Below are 16,503 nucleotides of genomic sequence, written 5' to 3'. Positions count from 1 at the left end.
CAGGCTGGCTCTGGACACGCCAGCTCCGCGGCCACCGCCCGATGGCTCGGTCCGGATTTGTACGGTTCGATGATCCGCCGTCGGTCGTGCGCGGGATTCGCTTCGCCTACTGCTCGCGAGCGGTAGGGGATCTGAGCGTCCGAAGGCTGCTCTCGTCAGCTCAACTCAGGACTAAGCTTCCGATCTGAAGTCTTGCGGTCACATACATTGCACTTCCGTAGCCCGGCGCGATGACACCGTTCATTTTCTTGCCGCCAAGTGGAACGCCGCCATCGACCGCGTCTCGAAGGTTGAGCGCCAACCCGACCGGACCCGGGTGGGCATTGCTCTCTAGCTTGAGCGAATGGGACTCCCACTCCACCGCGAATGTGCCGTCGCCGCGGATGGTGGCGCCGTCCCAGACCTCTTGAGCGTTGACCGCCGAAAGAACTGCCGACACCGAGTGTTTATCTTTTCTGCCGGTTAGCCCCAATTTCAGTGAAGCATCCTGGATACTCTGGGCGGGAACATTTCCCAGGCTATCGCCAGAGTTGTTGACGTAGATTCGAACCAACACCTCATCGCCCGGGTGCACCCAGAGATCCTCTGTCCATGACCCTGATCGTGTGTCGTCCGCCATCTTCAGTGACACAAAGTTCCGCTCATCTCCGATTGGGCCGTCTTTCGTGGCATTGAACACTGGGTACGACGGCGAGTCCTCGACAAGAAACATCTTTCGATCTGGACCCCAGCCCGCCTCCCAGTACGCGGACGACCCAGGCGAAGGAACGTCCCGCTGCACACCGATTCCACTGCTCGGCGGCCGCAGACCGATCCAAAAGACACCAGCGAGAAAGGACGCGAGGACCAGGACTGTGATTCCCGAGATCATCGTTGATCGACTGAGGCGGCTGGGCTTAGTCCTCGCATTCAAGCCGTCCCGCGCGTCGAGCGCGCGCGTCGGGCGAGCATGCTCGTTTCCGGTTCGCAGTCCGTCGTCCGCGACCATTGCAGCCTTGGCATCGAGTGCTGCTAGGAAATCTTCCGTGATCCTCGCGACCAATCGTGGCCGGTGATCCTTTGTGAGCAACAGCGAGCGACTGGTGCCGTAGTTGCCGCCGAGTACGGCCAGCACCGTTCGGCACGACGGCGTGAGAGGAATCCTCGGCGGCGCGGATCGAAATTCATTGCTGTACCGCCTCTTGAGTTCATTCCAAGAGAGCCCTTTGGCGTAGGGCACCTCCTGCCTCGGATCAGTCGGATACTCCACCTGCCCCAGAAGATGCCGCGCTGCGAGGTAGGGGTGGTGACCCCGTTCGTCAATTGGGTCACTACCGGCGACAAGGTCGCAGAGGATGCGCCATCCCAAGTCCGAAGTCGCGGTCTGCGATGAACCCAACCTTTGCCGTGTTGCGGCAATGAGATGGTGTCCCACGAGTCGCGAGGCGGGACTTCTGTCGGAAAACAGCATGGCTTCCATCTCGGCGTGTTCTGCGGAGTCCAAGCTAGCTCCTATTGACAATCATTCTCAATTATAAGATAATGAGTTACGGGTTGGCCCCCATCTGAAGGGAGGCCACCTATGGCCCTTGAAACTAGTCGAATCGGGCTGCTGGATACGGCGATTGGTGACTTCCATGTACATCTTGACCGAGGAATCTACCTTGGTTGGCGGTTCGGATCCGGTCACGAGCAGGAACCGAACCTGTTGGATTCCATCCAACACTGGCTGGAGCACGGTGACGCCGTTGTCGCCTGTGGCAGTTACGAGAACTACCTCCTGGTCGTTATCAACATCATCGGGGAGTGGGCAGTTTCGGACAACCGAAACTCGTTTGGTCTAACGTCCATCTGGCCACGTTGGCCGGCGGATCCAGACGGACACGCCGTGCCTTTGGCATCTCGAGAGCACAGCGAAGCTGCGAGCGCGGTCAGAGACTTGGCTAGGTTCTGTTTCGAGCACCCCGCGTTCGATCCCGATTCGTTCGTTCAGCTGGCTGAGTGAACTGTCACAACTGTGACGGCCTGTGACTACGCTGCTCGCGGCAATACATTAAGAAAAAGCTTGGGCCACCCAGCCCGCGGTTCCATCGTCGGAACTGCGGGCTTTTTTCATGCCCGAGCAGCAGTTGAGGTTCGTCGTCACACGCGACTCCGCCTGGTGTGACGGCTTGTGACCCTGCCCAGTGGTGTCAGCGACTCGCACTCCAGCGGTCGGACTCACCGAAAGGAAGACAGTCATGAACGAACTCCAGCGCTGGGCGGCAGGTACGTCCAGCATTGTGCCGAGCAAGGATGAGCGACAGCACAACCGCGCGGTCGCGAACCTCGTCCGTGAGACCAAGTTTGCCGGCCTCAAGGTCGACGCCGAGGCGGCCCTCACCGGCCGCATCATGGAGCGGGCGGTCGACATCGACCAGTACCGCAAGAGCCTGGCGGGCAACGACGAGACCCTGAACATGGTGCTGACCCGCATCGAGCTCGGCTTCGTCGAGAAGGCGCAGCGCGTCCAGAAGAACTTCGGCTCGGAGTTCCCGCTGTGACCGGGCTGGCCGTGGGGTTGACCATCGGTGTGGTGCTGGGCGCGACCATCGCAGACCTCGCCGCGAGGCTCCGACGTCGGCGCGAACCTGGCCCGGTCGATGTGCTCGATGAGGATCGTGACCTGATCGAGGTCAACTTCGCGGCGCACATCAACCACCTGCGCGACGAGGTCAGCGGCTTCGCCGACCGACTGGCGGGTGACGACCCGGTGCTGCGTGAGCGTCTGCGGATGTTCGAGCGAGGTGAGCAGGCGTGATCGCGGGAGTCTTGACCCTTCTCGTCATCGGCCTTGCACTCCTGGTCGCAGAGCGCGGCGACGGGAAGAAGCGCCGCGTCGAGGAGCTGCACGCTCGGACGGCGGCGGCTGCGGCCGTAGTCGACAACGAGTACAAGCAGGCGCGGCGAGCCATGAACGACGCCGCGGATCAGTCCTGGCGCAACATCATCGACTGACGGTCCACAGTCTGGGTGTGCCAGGTCGCGGGGCTTGTACCTCCCCTCGACGAGGCCGCTCGGTCACAGCTATCCCCACCACCTCACGCCAATGAGAGAAGTCAAGGAGTAGGGAGTACCCGCTATGTCCGTTGCCTACCGCAAGGCCAGAGGCTCGCAAGGCGCTCGGGTCAACCTGAGTCGATTCGTCCGAGAACAGGCCGATGAGTCCGCCGACGCCCAGGGCTTGGGCTGGATCGGTGTGCCCAATGCGCCGTCGACGTACCAGAAGCTGCGCGGTGCGTTCGAGCACTCACAGCGAACGGGTGAGCCGCTCCCGATTTCGAATCTGTACTGCGACGACACGATCTACCTGGAGTCTGCCGACAATTTGGCGTTCCGGTTCTGGCACGACGCCCCGCACTGTCGCCTCGGAATGAGCTTCAGCCTTCAGGATGAATGGGAACTGTCGCTGTGGCACCTGTTGCAGCTCACGGCAGTCGGCTTGGGGCCGGGGTCGCTTGAATACGAGCTGTTTCGCCTCGACGCCATCGGGCAGATCATTTTGCTCGGCGTGGCGGGCCGGTTTCCGTTCGAGCAGGTCGAGTTCGTGCGCGCCTGTGCCGAGGTCGGGCTCGATCAGGGAATCCTGCGCGAGCTGCGGAGAGTCGCATGAGCAGGGAGCCGGAGCAGGCTGGCGGTCGCTTGGTGGACCTGTGCGTCGGACTGCTGCTGGCTTCGATGGCGCTCTACGGCGCAATCGCGATCCTCAGGGCCATCTGGATCTTCCTCTGCATCCTCGTCGCGGTCGGAGGCCTCGTCGCCTTGGTGTGGCGATTGGTAGCCACCAGATATAGGGGCTGGTGATCTCCCGTGGACGCTATGCCGGCCGCTGTTGCGGAATGCACAACGAAGGCCATTTCGCCCTTGACTGTTTCCGATTGTGAACTCATAGTACGTCGCACGATCCGCGTTTCTATTTGTGAACGCTTCTGGGATCGATCGCATCAGCTAACCGGTGGAGAGGAGGTCAGTCATGCCCAACGACAGTTCTGACGACACAGATATTAACCGAAACGCGCCGTACCGCAGCAGCCGGAGGGCCGCTCAACGAGGCAGAACGTCGCGAAGCGGGAAGGAACGTCGACTGACCGTCCGCTCCGAACTGCGTGAGCAGCCCGACGTCCGGAAGGTCGCCCGTGCCATCATCGCGATGGCGATGGTCGAGGCCGAGCGTGAGACTCAGGCGAAGGCAGCGGCGGATGGCAGCGCTCCGGGCCGCGAGCAAAGGTCGGCCGATGAATAGTCGAGGTCCATTTCGCTGGACGCGGCTCGACCTGCCGGTTCCTCTGACTGTCGACACCGCACGCGCCGCTGTCGGTGCGCTGGCCGGGATATCCGGGCACCCTCGTCTCGTCCTCGAAGCGCGAGGTGAGGGAGGCCGGGTCAGCTGGTACCTCGGTGCCGAAGAGGCTGCCGCGCGTCGAGCTGTGACGGTCCTGACGCATCACCTCGCTGGCCTCCGTTCTCGCAGCGGCGGCCGCCTCGACGCGTCGACCGCTGCTGCTGCCGTGCGACTCCCGGGTCACCGGCAGTCGCCGCTCGCCAGCGCCGTGACCGAAGAGGTCGCCCGCAGTGTGCTCGGAGCGTTGTCGGGCGCCAGGCGCGGCGAGCTCGTTCGACTGCAACTCATCCTTGGACCTCGACACCGGCCAAGGGTGCCGCAAGCTGTCCCAGCAGCGATGCGATCGCGGCTGTCCGCGAAGTACGCCGAGCATCGCTTTTCGTGCGAGCTACGGATCGGCGCCAAGGCCGATGACGTGCTGCGCGCAGGGCGACTGATCCAGAACGTCACGGGTGCACTGCGACCTCTCGAATCGCCGGGTGTCGGGATTCGCATCAAGAAGTCCTCACTACGGGCCCTCGACCAAGTTCGCGATCCACTGCTCTGGCCGAGTGAGCTCGGCGTCTCCGAGGTCACCGCACTACTTGGGTGGCCGATCGCCGCCAAGGATGTCGAACTCCCGGGGGTACCGCCCCTGCATCCGCGCATGCTGCCAGTGGCAGCCCGACTCCCGAAGATCGGACGCATCCTCGGCGATTCGGTCGTCGACCCGAAGCGATCGGTCGGGCAGGGAATCGAGGAGGCCAAGCGCGTCACTCACGTGATCGGACCAGTCGGAACCGGCAAGTCGACCATGCTGGTGAATCTGGCGCTCCAAGATGCCGCAGCTGGGCGCTCAGTCGTCCTGCTCGATGGCAAGGGAGATGCCGTCACTGACTTCCTCGAGCGGGTCGATCCGAAGCGTCGTGATGACGTCGTGGTCTTCGATCCCACGGACCGAACTCCCATCGGGGTCGATGTGTTCGGTGGCGATCCCGAACGCTCAGCCGACGTAATCTACGGCGTCATCAGAAGCCTCTACGGCGACCAGCTCGGCCCACGCTCGAGCGACATCGCGCACGCCGCGATCTTGACCTTGGCCCGGGCCGGAAACTGCTCACTGTCCATGCTGCCGATGCTGCTCAGCAACGCAGCGGTTCGCCGGCCGGTGGTTGCCAAGGTTGGCCCGCCCGACCCGATGGGCTTGGGAGCCTTCTGGGCGCACTTCGAGTCGTTGTCGGATGCCGAACAGGCGCATGTCGTCGCGCCGCTGCGCAACAAGCTCGACCCGATCCTGACCCTCCGACCTGGCCTGCGCGCCATGTTTGGACAGCCGCAGCCGAAGTTCAGCTTCCGGGATCTGTTCATGCACCCGAGCAAGCGGCCCATCGTCCTCATCAGCCTCGGAAGCGCTGAGCTCGGACCCGAGGGCGCTCGCCTCATGGGCTCCATCCTGCTGGCTCTGATCTGGCAAGCCGCCCAAGAGCGAACGACGCTGCCGCAAGCCGCCCGCCATCCCGTGATGCTGTACCTGGACGAGTTCCAGGAGATCGTCCGCCTCGGTGACCTTGCTGATGCGCTGGGACGAGCCCGTGGGCTCGGTGTCGCGTTCGCCGCGCTGGCCCACCAGAAGCTTGACCCAGCTGACGCCGTCGATGCGCCAGGCCGTCATGGCGCACGCGCGGAGCCGAATCTGCTTCCAGCTCAGCCCGCAAGACGCCAAAGACATCGCGTCGACCTCGGGCGGTGCGCTCACCGCACGCGACCTTCAGGAACTGCCCGTTTTTACCGCGCAGGTGTCGCTGCTTACTGAGGGTGACCGGATGCCGTGGTGCACGATCCGGACGCGGCGGCTCTCCCAACCGCGACAGTCGGCCGAATCAGTTCGCGCGAGCTCGCGTGCTCGTTACGGCCGCCCCATTGGCGTAGTGGAGGCCGAGCTGCTGGCTACCCTCGGCCTCGATCGAGGTGCGCGGGACGAGGCCTTCGGGCGCACGCGACGACCGCCCGGAGCGACGTCATGAGTGCCGCCGAACGACGAGCACGTCGCACTTACACCCCAGGTGCAGGGCTACCGCTCGCTGTACCGATGGGCACCGACAATGGGGGATCGTCTGAGCAGGTCAGCGGCGAGTTCGCTCAATCTAGGGAGCCGAATACTTCGGCCGCTTCGCTGCCCGAAGTTTCCCCCACTCAGGTCTCTCGGGTTGGTGCTCGCCAACTCCATCAGCTGACAGATCGCCTCTCCGATCGCGACCGCGCCGTGCTCGATTTCGTCGCCCAGCACCGCTACCTGACCACCTCGCAGCTGCAGCACTTCTGCTTCTTGGATCACCAGAGCGCCGCCACAGGAGCCCGAGTAACTCGACGCGTCGTGCGGCGACTCGAACAGGCGGGGTTGCTCCGTCCACTGTCGCGCCGAGTCGGAGGAGTGCGTGCGGGGAGCGCCGCGACAATCTGGCGTCTGGCTCCCGCGGGCGCCCGCATCGTCTACGGCGACGACAAGCGACGGAGACCAGCGGAGCCCTCAGGGCGGTTTCTGAATCACTGCCTGGCCATCGCCGACGTCCATGTGCTGTTGCACCAGCACCGGCGGATCGAAGCCATCGAGGACGTCGCCGTCGAGGTCGAGCCTGCCTCGTGGCGTACCTATCAAGGCGCGGGCGGTGAACGACGCTGGTTGCAGCCTGACCTGTACGCCGAGATCACCAGCAGCGACTTCGTCGACCGGCACTTCATCGAGGTCGATCTTGGTACCGAGTCGCTGCCGACGTTGCTGAAGAAGTGTCACCAGTACGAGGAGTATCGACGCTCGGGTCTGGAGCAAGATCGCCACGGCAGCTTCCCACTCGTGGTGTGGCTGTTCCTCGACGAATCCCGAGCCGCGCGACTCGCGGCGGCAGTCCGTCGTACAGGCAAACTCACCGACGCCATGTACCGCGTCGCCACGCCGGAGACGTTGACGCACGTCCTGGCCGGGGGCGCCTCGTGAAGCTTTCCGCGAAACGAGATCCTGCTCGGCGACGCTTTGGCGCGCACGCGCACATTGCCGACGGCCTCAGTCGACAGCATCGTGACGTCGCCGCCGTACTTCCGACTTCGCGACTACGGCGTGAGTGGGCAACTCGGTCTGGAAGGACAGGTCAACCAATGGGCAGAGGAGTTGCGAGGCCTCATCAACGAACTGGGCAGAGTGCTGACGCAGACCGGCACGATCTGGGTCAACCTCGGTGACAGCTACAGCACTCACCAGCGCGAAGGCGCATCCCGCAAGAGCCTGCTGCTCGGGCCGGAGCGGTTGGCACTCAAACTCATCGACGACGGGTGGACGATCCGCAACAAGATCGTCTGGGCCAAGACCAACACGATCCCGACCAGTGTCACCGACCGCCTCGCCACCAAGCATGAAGTGATCTACCTGCTCGCGAAGCAACCGAAGTACTTCTTCGACCTCGACGCGATTCGCGTGCCGCATACCGGGCGACCGCCGAAGCCACGACCCGTCAGGTTGCCGGGGGAGCGCCCGGACTGGCTCGGTCCCAACAGCGACGGCGACCGTGGCCTGGCAGCCCTCCACACGGCAGGCCTGCAGGGCCACCCGCTCGGGAAGAACCCAGCTGACGTCTGGCAACTCGCCGTGAGCAGCTACCGAGGAGCCCACTTCGCAACCTATCCGGTCCGGCTCGTGGAGCGGATGGTGCTCGCTGGAACCCCGGAGGCGCGCTGCACGGCATGCCGGACCGCCTACCGGCGACCGGTCCGTCGACTGGGAGCCATTGCGACCCGACTGGCTCTTCAAGCCATGTGTGACTGCGCTGCACCCAGCGAACCGGGACTGGTCCTCGACCCGTTCATGGGATCAGGCACGACAGCGATTGCCGCCGAGAAGCTCGGCCGCGACTGGCTGGGCATCGAGCTGAATCCGAGCTTTGTCGATCTCGCTACCGAGCGAATCAGCGAAGAACGCGCCAAGCGTCAGACATCAACCAATCAACGAAAGGAGGTGGCATGAATGAGCATTCACCAATCAGTTCAGAGCGAGAGCCGACTGCCGAGCGCCCACGCGTCTGGATCGCCAGCCTGGCCGACTACAACGATGGCCGGTTGCACGGCGAATGGGTCGACGCTGCCATCGAAGGTGACGAGCTTGTTGCGGCCGCTCAAGCCATCCTCGCTTCGAGTCCCGAGTCAGGGGCCGAGGAATGGGCCATCTTCGACTACGACAACTTCAGTGCCTACCGCGTCGGCGAGTATGAAGATCTTCGCCACGTGGCCGAAGTCGCCCGGGGGATTGCCGAGCACGGCGAGGCATTCGCGGCCTACGCCGAACTTTCCGGTGCGCGTGGCGATGACCTGGAGACCGGCTACGTCGATGCCTTCGTCGGCTATTGGCAATCCAAGGACGCCTTTCTCGACGAATTGTTGGCCGACTTCGGCATCGACAACGCGCTCGCTATGGGCATGCCCGGCTGGTTGCTGCCGCACATCTCGATCGACCGCGAGGGCCTGCTACGCGATCTCCTGGTCGACTTCCACGTCGAGGACGTCTCAGACGGAGGGATCTACCTCTTCCGCCTCTGACGATGCAGGGCTTCGTCAGGGGCCTGCGGCCGTTTCAGCGAAGGCACCAGCCTTCGCCGGCCGCACCACCCTGAGGAAGTGGCTGAACGATCCACTCGTTCGGACGAACCACTCAGGAAGGAGGAGGACATGTCATGAAGACACTTGCCGTCCGACTGGACGACGACCTGCACGCTCGACTGGGCTTGCTGTCGAAGCTCAGTGGCACGACGGTCACGGACACCATCCGTACCGCCGTCGAGAAGCACCTCGAAGTCTTGGCGAACGACCCCGCGATCACCGCCAAGGCACAGGAGCTCACCGCTGAGATCGACAAGGAAGCCGAACTGCAGCGCAAGGCCCTGGCGGCTTTGCTCGGCTCGTCAACCAAGGAAAGTGCCATCAAGTCTGCCGCCGCGCGTGGCAGCCGAACTGGCGCGAAGGGGTGAGGTCCTGACTACCAGGATCGTCTCCTCCCCAGTGAGGGTCAGCGGCGTCGCGTACTGCGATCCGCTGGCCCTCACCTTTACCAACAGGAGGGCAGCCTGCCCTGGATGATGTGGAATTCACAATCGCTGTTCACAACAATGAACGGACGGTTTATACTGGAATTCCGGGCAATAGGAGACCTAAACTCACATGACAAACCATCGAAATGATGAACCCGGGCCGTCGCTCGGTGGCGTCCTGAAGCAGGGACGAATCAGCGCCGGACTCTCAGTGCGCGCACTATCAGAACAGGCCGGAATCTCTCTCGGGCAGCTCAGCAAGCTCGAAAACGATCTCGTCAAGAAGGTCAACCCGGCACACCTTGCCGCAGTAGCCGGCCCGTTAAACATCCCGGTCTCAGGCCTCTACGCGGCAGCGGGTTACGCACTCACCGAACTGGCCGATCACGAGTCTGATCTCGTCGAGACGCTTAAGGGGCTCTCGCCCGAAGCGTTCCAGAGCGTCGTCGCCCTGGTCGAGGACTACCTGGCTATCGGATCAAACGAAAGTCAGGTGGCCTTCGTCCCGGTCGAGATCGACGAACCGAACAACGACATTAGTAACGAGTAGGAAGGGGGTCGCCGTGAACGCCACACCAGCAGTCAACTCGAGTACCGCGCCTCCTGCCGTCCTCTACCTGCGTGTATCGAGCAAGTCGCAGGTCGACACCGACTACGACCCCGAAGGCCTGTCGATCCCGGCTCAGCGCTCGATCTGTCAACGCAAGGCCGATCTCCTCGGACTCACCATCGTGGACGAGTACGTCGAACCGGGTCGCAGCGCCACCACGGTGCAGAACCGGCCGGAGTACCAGGCCATGATGAAGCGCATCTCGACCGAACGCGACGTCGAATACGTGATCGTCTACCAACTCAGCCGTCTGAACCGCAACCGGATCGACGACGCGCTCGTGATGCTCCAGATGGACGCGGCCAAGGTGCAACTTGTCTCTGCGACCGAGAACATCGACGACTCGCCAGCTGGACAGATGACTCGGGGCATTCTCGCCGCGATCAACCAGTACCGCTCGGCTTCCGAAGGTGAGGACATCGCCCGCAAGCTCGCCCATAAGGCCAAGCTCGGCGGCACCATCGGGCGTGCGCCGTTGGGTTACCTCAACGTCAAGGAGGACGTCGAGGGCCGGATGGTCAGTGCGGTCGCGTTCGACGAACTTCGAGCACCACTCATCCGCCAAGGCTTCGAGTTGTACGCCACCGGTGACTACTCACTCGAACGACTCGCGCAGACCATGGTCGACCGTGGACTCACAACTCGGAGCACTAGACGCCATCCAGATGCCAAACATGTCTCAGTCAACAAGTGGCACAACATGCTGGCCAGCCCGTACTACATGGGTCTTGTCCGCTACCAGGGTGAGCTGTTCCCAGGACGTCACCAGGCGCTCGTACAACCTGAGTTGTTCGCGATCGTCCAGGAGATCCTCAAAGAACGTTCCGCACCAACGAGGCGAGACCGCACCCATTTCCACTACCTAAAAAAGCTGCTCTACTGCGAACGCTGCGAGCAGGTGGGGCGGCGCAGCAAGCTCGTCTACACCCAAGCCACTGGCAACGGCGGACAGTACGAGTACTACTTCTGCGTCAACCGCAAGAAGGGCCTCTGTGACCTACCGAACCTCCCCGTCGCGATGGTCGAGCATCACGTCGTCGAGCACTACGACACTCTCGATCTCGCCGACGGTTTTGCTAGCTTGGTGACGCACAGCATGGGCGACGCGATGGCCGACGAACAGTCGAGTATCCGCGAGCTCGAAACCGTGCTGACGAAACGACTTCTCGAGCTCGATAAGCGCGAGGAGCGGCTACTCGATCTTGCCGAGCAAGGTCTCCCGCAGCACAAGATCCGGCAACGGATCAACCAGCTACGCGAAGATCGGGAGCGAGTCGAAGCCGAGCGCAACCACGCGGGCAAGGCGCTCGCGGCCGGTGCCGATTTACTCGAGGAGTGCCTGGCGCTACTCGCAGATGTCGGTGCTCTCTACCGTCAGGCGAACGACGCAGCGCGTGGCAGCCTGAACGATGCCATCTTCAAACGGCTCTTCCTCGATGAGGACGGCATCCGCGACGCCGAGGTTCGCCCGCCGTTCGAGGAGGTCCTCGATGCCGACCAAGCGCATGGGCGTGCGGCGGCAGATGTCGCACATGCAAACAGCGCCCCGGCGGGCGATCACGATGTGACCGCGCCCCGAGGCGCTGCGTTGACCTTGAGTCACCTACTCCCGATCCGCGGAGGTAAAACCTCACGTGGTTGGAATAAGCGCCTCATGGCGGAGGATAGGGGATTCGAACCCCTGAGAGCTTTCACTCAACCCGCTTTCCAAGCGAGCGCACTAGGCCACTATGCGAATCCTCCGTCGATGAGGTTACCGGTCGCCACCGGGGTGGGACGAATCGGGATCGATCCGTATGATGGCGGCAGCCCCTCGCGCGGCGACATGTAACCCAACTCCCCCAGGGCCGGAAGGCAGCAAGGGTCAGTGACCTCTGTCGGGTGCGCGAGGGGTCCTTCACGTCCGAGCGCACTGGCGCGGTTTGGTGCGTGCGGCGACGATGAAGCGGTGCTCGACTCCCTCGCCCCCGCCCGCCGACGCATGGCACTGATGGTCGCGGCGCTGGTCGGGCTCGCCCTCCTGGGTGCAGCCGGCGCGTTCGTGGTCGACCGCGTCACCTCGTCCACCGCCGACCAGAGCGAGCTCGGTCCGGTCCTCGTCGTCCCCGGCTACGGCGGTCAGGTCTCCAGCGTCGAGCCCCTGGTGACGGCCCTGCGCGGCGAGGGGCGCGACGTGACGGTCGTGACCCCCGTCGACGGTGGCACCGGTGACCTCGTCGCCCAGGCCAAGCGGCTCGACACCGCGGCCCGCGACGCCATGGACCGAGCGGGCGCGAGCACGGTCGACGTTGTCGGCTACTCCGCCGGTGGTGTCGTGGCCCGGCTCTGGGTGCGCGACGAGGGCGGCGCCGACATCGCCCGCCGCGTCGTGTCCATCGGATCGCCGCAGCACGGCACCGACGTCGCGGCGCTGGCCGTCGAGGTCGCCGGCAGCTGTCCGGTCGCGTGCGAGCAGCTGGCCCCCGACAGCGACCTGCTGCGCGCCCTCAACGCCGGTGACGAGACGCCCGAGGGGCCGCGCTGGATCACGGTCAGCTCGACCGCCGACCGCGTGGTGACGCCCACCGAGTCCGCCGAGCTGGCCGACGCACTCAACATCGTCGTCCAGGAGTTCTGTCCGAATCTCACCACCGGTCACTCTGCGCTGCCCGCAGATCCCGTGGTGCTCGAGACGTTGACCACCACGCTCGGCCCGGCCGACCCGCGCATCCCGGTGAACGTGCGCTGCGCGTGAGTTGACCTCTGGCCGGATCCGTGTTTATCGTTTATCGATGTTATCGACAAACGTGAGGTTCGAGGATGTCTGAGATCGAGAACGACCGCATGAGTACGGCCGACCGCAGCGGCCTGTGGGCCTTCGTCGTCCTGGGCGCTGCTCTCGCGGCGGTCACCGTCTGGCGCGCCGTCGCCAGGATCGTCGAGGTGCTGCCGAACCAGGACGTCGAGGTCCCGGCCGACTTCTCCGGAACCCGGGCCGTCGCGCCCATCGGTCCCGACGGCTCACCGGTGACGGTCGAGCTGGACCGCGCCACGCTGACCGTGCCGTCGCTTCCCGGTGCGTCGGTGGGGGCGATCGTCATCCAGCAGGTGGTGCTGGCCGTCGGCGTCGTCACCCTGGTCGTGTGCCTCGCCCTGCTGATCCGCAACATCCTGGCCGGCCGGGTGTTCAGCCCGGGCAGCACTCGACTGGCCACCACCGCCAGCATCACGGCGTTCGTCACCTACGCGCTGGTGCCGTTCTTCGGCAACATGGGAGCCAATGGCGCATTCGCACGGCTGAGCGACCGCACCTTCGACAACGTCGTGATGTCGGCCGACGTCACCGGCCTGATCCTGGCCGCCTTCGTCGCCGCCCTGACCAGCACCGTGTTCGCCGTCGGCGACCGCCTCCGCCGCGAGACCGAGGGACTCATCTGATGGCGCCGGCTGCCGACGCCGGACCCGCCGGGGTGCACTGCCGCCTCGATGAGCTGCTCGCGGACCGCGGCATGACGCTGACCCGGCTGTCCGAGCTGGTCGACGTCAGCGTGGTCAACCTCAGCGTCCTGAAGAACGACCGTGCCCGGGCCATCCGCTTCTCGACCCTGTTCGCGATCTGCGAGGCGCTCTCGTGCGACGTCGGAGACCTGCTGACCACCGCCACCGTGCCGAGCGGATCGGCCTAGCTCAGGTGTCGATGTCCTTGGTGCTGAAGTTGGCCCACGCCGCACCCACGAAGACCACCAGGTAGCTGGTCTGGGCGATCAGCCCGCGCACCACGTCTCCCCATCGGATCGGGTCGCGGAACAGGTCGACGAAGGCCAGCCAGTAGCGCGTCGGCAGGTACGGCTGCAGCACGTCGGCGGCGTCGAGGCCCAGCAGCACCGTCGACCCGATCAGGATCGCGATCGTGCCCAGGGCCGCGGTGAGACCCGACTCGACCACCGTCGACAAGAACAGCGCGATCGCGGCCACGCCGAGCATCATGAACGTCACGTAGCCCAGCGCGAGGAACGTGCGCTGGATGGTCTGGCCCTGGGTCAACGTCGATCCGGAGACGCTGGTGACGGCGCCCGACGGGTCACCGTTGCCGAGCAGCAGGCGGCCCTCGGCATAGGCCAGCAACGCCACGATGAGCACCGCGATGAGCACGAAGACGATCACCGCGATCAGCTTGGCGGCCAGCAGCCGGGTGCGCCCGACCGGGCGGATCAGCAGGTAGCGCAACGTGCCGGCCTGAGCCTCGCCGGCGATCGAGTCGCCGGCCACGACCGAGACGGCGACGGGCAGGAACAGGGGCAGCACGATGCCCAGCGCCGCCAGCGGGAACAAGGTGCCGTCGGTCAGCACGGCCGACAGGAACGGCGGTCCGGTGCCGGGTCGGGGGCCGAGGGCGGTCAGTGCCAGCAGCACCGCCACCACGAGCGGCAAGGCGTTGAGCATGGCGATGGTGACCCACGTGCGCCGGCGTCGCAGCAGCCGCATCACCTCGACGCGGATCATGCGCTCTCACTCGCGCGCAGCACGACGTCCTCGAGACTCACGCGCAACGGGCCCAGCTCGGTCACCGAGAGGCCGGCGCCGACCAGCTCGGCGTTGACGGCGGCCGGGTCGTCGGACCGCACGACAAGGCGTCCGCCGTCGACGGACTCGACACGCTCGCCGAGCACCTCGGCCGCCCACTCGGCCTGCGGGGTGCGCACCACCAGGCGACCGGTGGGGGCGACCAGCGTGGCCAGGTCATCCTGGAGCACGAGCCGACCCCGATCGAGCACGCCGACACGGGTGCACATCTGCTCGATCTCGGCGAGCAGGTGGCTGGACAGGAAGATCGTGGTGCCCTGCGCGTTGAGCTCGAGCAGCAGGTCGCGGATCTCGTGGATGCCCTGCGGATCGAGCCCATTGGTCGGCTCGTCGAGGACCAGCAGCTTCGGGCGACGCAGCAGGGCCGAGGCGAGCCCGAGTCGCTGACGCATGCCGAGCGAGTAGGTGCGCACCGGCCGACGGTCCGACGGGTCGAGACCGACCCGGTCGAGCACCTCGTCGATGCGCGCACGGCCTGCTCGCTGGCCGGCTCCGGCGGCGTCGAAGGTCGTCAGGTTCGCGCGACCTGACAGGTGGTCGTAGGCGCCGGGTCCCTCGACCAGTGCGCCCACCTGCGGAAGGACCGACTGGCTCGCGGCCGGCATGAGCTCGCCGAGCACCTCGGCCTCGCCCGAGGTGGCGAGCACGAGTCCGAGCAGCATGCGCACGGTGGTGGTCTTGCCCGACCCGTTCGCCCCGAGGAAGCCGTAGACGTCGCCGGCGCGAACGTCGAGGTCGATGCCGTCGACCGCGGTCAGGCCGCCGTAGCGCTTGGTGAGGCCGTGGGTGCGGATCATCGGACCTGCACCTCGGCGATCAGCTGGTCACCGGCGCGGGCGAGCGTCTCGGGCGTCACGGTGCCGGCGAGCAGGAACGTCCCGCCGCCACGGCGCCCCTGCGTCAGCAGAACCGACAGCGGACCGATCCTCAGCGACGTGCCCGCACTGGTCTGTCGGGCCGCGGCCGACGCCGACAGCTGATCGCGGACCTTGCCGACCACGCTGCGTCGCAACGGGATGGCCACCAACGCCGTGGGGCCCCGGCCGTAGATGCCCACGGCGCCGAGGTCCGCTGGATCGCCGCGTCGGGCCAGGTCCGCCACGGAGTCCGGCAGCGTGAAGGGTGCGAAGACGTTGGCCCCGGCCGCGAGGTCGACGGCGTCGCGGCTGCGCACCCTGGCGTCGGGGGCGGGGGTGAACGAGACGACGTCGGCCGACGGGCGGTCGGTGTCCAGGCGGGTGACCTCCGAGGTCAGGACGGGACGCGAGCCGCCTGAGTCCGACACCTCGACCAGCAGCGGCAGTCCTGTGCCGGCGTCGGCCCAGAGGTCGACGCGGTCGATCGTCGTCGCCGTGCCGGCCGGCACCAGACGCAGCCCCACGGTGTCCCGCCCGGCCACGCGTCGGGCGGGGAGGCGGCTGATCTCGTCCGCCGTGGCGCCGGCGAGCAGCCGCTGGGCGAGCTGGTTGGGCAGCAGGTCGCTGATGTCCGGGAGTCGCACGGCCGAGTACGGCGAGACGGTCGCCGTGTTCGACTCGAAGTTCCACGACGTCACCTGCGCGCCGTCGCGGACGAGGTCGGTCTCCCCGGTCTGCCGGACCCGGTCGACCCGCCAGTGCTCCGGGTCGCGCCACCAGGCGCGGACGTCGTTCTGCTCGCCCAGCAGGCGCGCGACGCCGGCGAAGGAGTCGGTGTCAGGGATCTGCAGCGTGCCGCGGGTGACGACGTCTCCGGACCACCCCAGCGAGCGTGAGGCGCGGATCGACTGCAGCACCTGTGCGGCCGTCGCGTCCGAGCCGCTCGCCGGAATCACGGCCGCGATCAGCGGTGCCGCCAGTGCGACCACGGCCAGTACCGCGACCACCACCCACCGTCGCCCAGCCGTCATTCGGCCACGCTACCGACATCCTCCCAATCCCGAG

At 65.6% G+C, this 16,503-nt stretch carries 19 protein-coding genes, 1 tRNA gene, 1 other RNA gene and 1 pseudogene; 16 read left to right on the top strand and 6 right to left on the bottom strand.

The window, feature by feature from the left end; all coding sequences use genetic code 11:
• Window positions 1-160: 160 nt before the first annotated feature.
• The gene (locus AC0L5F_RS09205) at window positions 161-1,483 is read right to left on the bottom strand and encodes a hypothetical protein (RefSeq protein WP_473313031.1); all 1,323 of its coding nucleotides are present in this window, start codon (window positions 1,481-1,483) and stop codon (window positions 161-163) included.
• 736 nt (window positions 1,484-2,219) lie between these two features.
• On the opposite strand from AC0L5F_RS09205, the gene AC0L5F_RS09200 reads away from it, so the two are divergent.
• The 12 genes and pseudogenes from AC0L5F_RS09200 to AC0L5F_RS09145 all read left to right on the top strand — a co-directional run.
• The gene (locus tag AC0L5F_RS09200; protein ID WP_473313030.1) at window positions 2,220-2,522 is read left to right on the top strand and encodes a hypothetical protein; all 303 of its coding nucleotides are present in this window, start codon (window positions 2,220-2,222) and stop codon (window positions 2,520-2,522) included.
• Window positions 2,519-2,779 carry a hypothetical protein gene (locus AC0L5F_RS09195; protein WP_473313029.1) on the top strand — a complete coding sequence of 87 codons (261 nt, stop codon included), beginning with the start codon at window positions 2,519-2,521 and terminating at the stop codon, window positions 2,777-2,779. Before AC0L5F_RS09200 ends, AC0L5F_RS09195 begins: the two co-directional genes overlap by 4 nt.
• A complete protein-coding gene (locus AC0L5F_RS09190; RefSeq protein WP_473313027.1) occupies window positions 2,776-2,976 on the top strand; it encodes a hypothetical protein in 201 nt (66 codons plus the stop codon). The genes AC0L5F_RS09195 and AC0L5F_RS09190 overlap by 4 nt, the downstream gene beginning before the upstream one ends.
• 124 nt (window positions 2,977-3,100) lie before the next feature.
• On the top strand, window positions 3,101-3,631 hold the full coding sequence (locus AC0L5F_RS09185; RefSeq protein WP_473313026.1) for a hypothetical protein: 531 nt from the start codon (window positions 3,101-3,103) through the stop codon (window positions 3,629-3,631).
• Complete coding sequence (locus AC0L5F_RS09180; RefSeq protein ID WP_473313025.1) at window positions 3,628-3,822, top strand: hypothetical protein; 195 nt, start codon at window positions 3,628-3,630, stop codon at window positions 3,820-3,822. The genes AC0L5F_RS09185 and AC0L5F_RS09180 overlap by 4 nt, the downstream gene beginning before the upstream one ends.
• An 875-nt stretch (window positions 3,823-4,697) precedes the next feature.
• Complete coding sequence (locus AC0L5F_RS09175) at window positions 4,698-6,152, top strand: type IV secretion system DNA-binding domain-containing protein (RefSeq protein WP_473313024.1); 1,455 nt, start codon at window positions 4,698-4,700, stop codon at window positions 6,150-6,152.
• Window positions 6,153-6,428: 276 nt separating this feature from the next.
• Window positions 6,429-7,331 carry a replication-relaxation family protein gene (locus AC0L5F_RS09170; protein ID WP_473313022.1) on the top strand — a complete coding sequence of 301 codons (903 nt, stop codon included), beginning with the start codon at window positions 6,429-6,431 and terminating at the stop codon, window positions 7,329-7,331.
• Between the two features lie 81 nt (window positions 7,332-7,412).
• The gene (locus AC0L5F_RS09165; RefSeq protein WP_473313021.1) at window positions 7,413-8,351 is read left to right on the top strand and encodes a DNA-methyltransferase; all 939 of its coding nucleotides are present in this window, start codon (window positions 7,413-7,415) and stop codon (window positions 8,349-8,351) included.
• Window positions 8,348-8,920 carry an antirestriction protein ArdA gene (locus AC0L5F_RS09160; RefSeq protein ID WP_473313020.1) on the top strand — a complete coding sequence of 191 codons (573 nt, stop codon included), beginning with the start codon at window positions 8,348-8,350 and terminating at the stop codon, window positions 8,918-8,920. Before AC0L5F_RS09165 ends, AC0L5F_RS09160 begins: the two co-directional genes overlap by 4 nt.
• A gap of 134 nt (window positions 8,921-9,054) precedes the next feature.
• Window positions 9,055-9,348 (top strand): hypothetical protein, encoded by a 294-nt coding sequence (locus AC0L5F_RS09155; RefSeq protein ID WP_473313019.1) that lies wholly within the window; start codon window positions 9,055-9,057, stop codon window positions 9,346-9,348.
• A gap of 190 nt (window positions 9,349-9,538) precedes the next feature.
• Window positions 9,539-9,958: a helix-turn-helix domain-containing protein gene (locus AC0L5F_RS09150; RefSeq protein WP_473313018.1), complete on the top strand. Its 420-nt coding sequence runs from the start codon at window positions 9,539-9,541 to the stop codon at window positions 9,956-9,958.
• Window positions 9,959-9,971: 13 nt separating this feature from the next.
• Window positions 9,972-10,781 (top strand): annotated as a pseudogene (locus AC0L5F_RS09145) (recombinase family protein); the annotation flags it as partial.
• Between the two features lie 582 nt (window positions 10,782-11,363).
• On the opposite strand, the gene AC0L5F_RS09140 reads toward AC0L5F_RS09145, so the two are convergent.
• Both AC0L5F_RS09140 and AC0L5F_RS09135 read right to left on the bottom strand, forming a co-directional pair.
• Complete coding sequence (locus tag AC0L5F_RS09140; RefSeq protein WP_473313017.1) at window positions 11,364-11,552, bottom strand: hypothetical protein; 189 nt, start codon at window positions 11,550-11,552, stop codon at window positions 11,364-11,366.
• A 121-nt stretch (window positions 11,553-11,673) separates the two neighbouring features.
• Window positions 11,674-11,761, bottom strand: a tRNA-Ser gene (locus tag AC0L5F_RS09135).
• Window positions 11,762-11,822: 61 nt separating this feature from the next.
• On the opposite strand from AC0L5F_RS09135, the gene ffs reads away from it, so the two are divergent.
• The 4 genes from ffs (at window position 11,823) to AC0L5F_RS09115 (ending at window position 13,683) form a co-directional block, all read left to right on the top strand.
• An RNA gene (gene ffs / locus AC0L5F_RS09130) (signal recognition particle sRNA small type) lies at window positions 11,823-11,919 on the top strand.
• Between the two features lie 47 nt (window positions 11,920-11,966).
• Window positions 11,967-12,752, top strand: a complete 786-nt coding sequence (locus AC0L5F_RS09125; protein WP_473313016.1) for a lipase family alpha/beta hydrolase — start codon at window positions 11,967-11,969, stop codon at window positions 12,750-12,752.
• A gap of 65 nt (window positions 12,753-12,817) precedes the next feature.
• Window positions 12,818-13,435: a hypothetical protein gene (locus AC0L5F_RS09120; RefSeq protein ID WP_473313014.1), complete on the top strand. Its 618-nt coding sequence runs from the start codon at window positions 12,818-12,820 to the stop codon at window positions 13,433-13,435.
• The gene (locus AC0L5F_RS09115) at window positions 13,435-13,683 is read left to right on the top strand and encodes a helix-turn-helix domain-containing protein (protein WP_473313013.1); all 249 of its coding nucleotides are present in this window, start codon (window positions 13,435-13,437) and stop codon (window positions 13,681-13,683) included. Before AC0L5F_RS09120 ends, AC0L5F_RS09115 begins: the two co-directional genes overlap by 1 nt.
• 1 nt (window position 13,684) lies before the next feature.
• On the opposite strand, the gene AC0L5F_RS09110 is transcribed toward AC0L5F_RS09115, so the two are convergent.
• The 3 genes from AC0L5F_RS09110 to AC0L5F_RS09100 are packed head-to-tail and all read right to left on the bottom strand — an operon-like array spanning window position 13,685 to window position 16,469.
• Window positions 13,685-14,500, bottom strand: a complete 816-nt coding sequence (locus tag AC0L5F_RS09110; RefSeq protein WP_473313012.1) for an ABC transporter permease — start codon at window positions 14,498-14,500, stop codon at window positions 13,685-13,687.
• Entirely contained in the window at window positions 14,497-15,378 is an 882-nt protein-coding gene (locus AC0L5F_RS09105) for an ABC transporter ATP-binding protein (protein WP_473313011.1), read from the bottom strand. The genes AC0L5F_RS09110 and AC0L5F_RS09105 overlap by 4 nt, the downstream gene beginning before the upstream one ends.
• Window positions 15,375-16,469, bottom strand: coding sequence for a LolA-like protein (locus tag AC0L5F_RS09100; protein WP_473313009.1), 1,095 nt, complete (start codon window positions 16,467-16,469; stop codon window positions 15,375-15,377). Before AC0L5F_RS09100 ends, AC0L5F_RS09105 begins: the two co-directional genes overlap by 4 nt.
• Between the last annotated feature and the right edge of the window lie 34 nt (window positions 16,470-16,503).

Source organism: Aeromicrobium sp. 10G20-16 (assembly GCF_055809665.1).
The sequence above is the reverse complement of the archived record's forward strand: the minus strand, read 5'-3'. Positions and strand labels throughout refer to the sequence as shown.